Annotated in this window: 1 protein-coding gene; it reads right to left on the minus strand. The window is 72.7% G+C overall.

Annotation, left to right across the window (positions count from 1 at the left end):
• On the minus strand, nucleotides 1-1,668 hold a 1,668-nt coding region (locus tag ACFFNX_RS49370), incomplete at both ends, for a glucosidase family protein (protein ID WP_378213402.1).

Raw genomic sequence — 1,668 nt, forward strand, 5'->3', positions numbered from 1 at the left:
TCGCCGCCGCGCGCCGTCCGCCGCACCTCGTACCGCACCGGCCGGCCGTTCAGCGTCACCGAGGCGACCGCGGCCCCAGAGGGCAGCACCTGGCCGATGAGCAGGCGGGTTCCCGGCGCCCGTGCGGTCACGACCGTGCGCAGCGACGTCGCGGACGCCGACGCGGAGACGTCCACCGAGCCCGCGCCGACGCGGATGTTCCGGCCGGCCACGCTCGGCTGTCCCGGCGGGACCTGCGGGACGATCTCCAGCCGGCCTCGTCCCAGGTCCGGCGCGACGCCGAGCTGCTGGCTCACGACCGGCCACAGGTTGCCGTACGCGCCCCACGCCTGCAGGACCATGGAGCGTCCCGTCTCCGGCCGGTCGATGTTCGGCGGGTCGAAGTCCGGGCTCGGCACGATCTCCGGCATCGCGCCGGGCATCTCGTACAGCGACGGGTCGAGCTGCTGCCGCGCGTTGTCGTCGGTGTAGCGGCGCTGCTGCGCCAGCCGCCCGTAGTTGCCCTCGGCGACCGCCATGATGCCGGTGTTGATGGTGAACGCCTCGCGGTCGCTCTGCACGCTCGACACGGCGCTGTCGCACGCCGGGCCCTTGTTGCCGCCCTCGGCGGAGGTCGGCCCCGTGCCGGTGTGGTACAGCCCGTTGTCGCCCGTGTAGCAGGGCCGCTCGCGCTGGTCGAGCACCTCGCGGGCGTGGGCGTCGGTGGCCAGCGGGCGCGTCACCTGCCCGGACCGTACGAGCTCGGCGTCCAGCGGCGTCAGCCCGATCCAGTGCCGCTGGAAGATCTTCGTGTTGTCGTTGGCGGGGTTGTCCGGGTCGTCGAGGGAGTCGGCGAACTGGTGCGTGTCGCCGCCGTACCACCACGCCTGGTCGAACCGCTTCACCAGGTCGTCCCCGTGCGAGGTGGCCCAGGTCACGGTCGCGGTGTCGCCCTTCGCCCGCGCCATGTCGGCCAGGTCGTACAGGCCGCGCACGGTGTAGACGGTGTTGTCGAGCTTCTCCACGCCCATGCCGGGCCGCTCGACGTTGCCGAGCCCCTCGGGCCAGCCGTCGCCGTCCGCGTCCAGCCTCTCGACCACGTAGTGCATGTTCCGCCTGGCGAAGTCGTAGACGTCGTCCAGGAACCGGCGGTCGCCGGTCCAGCGCCACACGAGTGCGGCCGCGCTGGGGTACTTGGCGGTCTCGTCGGTGTTGCCGGCCTCGTCGTTCGCGCCGAAGTACACCGAACCGTCCGAGACGACCTCGTGCACCACCTTGCCGCTCTTGTCGTTGACGACGTCGCTGACGTCGCGGAGCGTGCGCAGATGATCCTCGATCGCGGAGAACTGCCCGGCGGCGACGGTCGCGAACGCGGTGAACTCCCCGTCCGTGCCGAAGATCCACGGGTAGTCCGGCCAGCCCGCGCCGATCCAGCGCGCCTTGGCCAGCGTGCCCTTTGACGCCGGGTACGACCTGCCCTCCTCGGTCGCCCGCAGGTGCAGGTCGTCGGCCTGCTGGACGGAGTCGGCGAGGTTCTGCTTGCTCCACTCGACGCTCTGCTGCAGCAGCCGGTCGCCGGGCAGGTCGACCACCGTGTTCGCGGCGATCGACCGGCGCGCGGCGACCTTGCGCGCGAGCAGGCCGGCCGGGTCGCGCAGCGCGGCGCTCAGCGCCGAACGCGCCTCGGCC

This window comes from Actinoallomurus acaciae (assembly GCF_042429965.1).
GTDB lineage: Bacteria > Actinomycetota > Actinomycetes > Streptosporangiales > Streptosporangiaceae > Actinoallomurus > Actinoallomurus acaciae.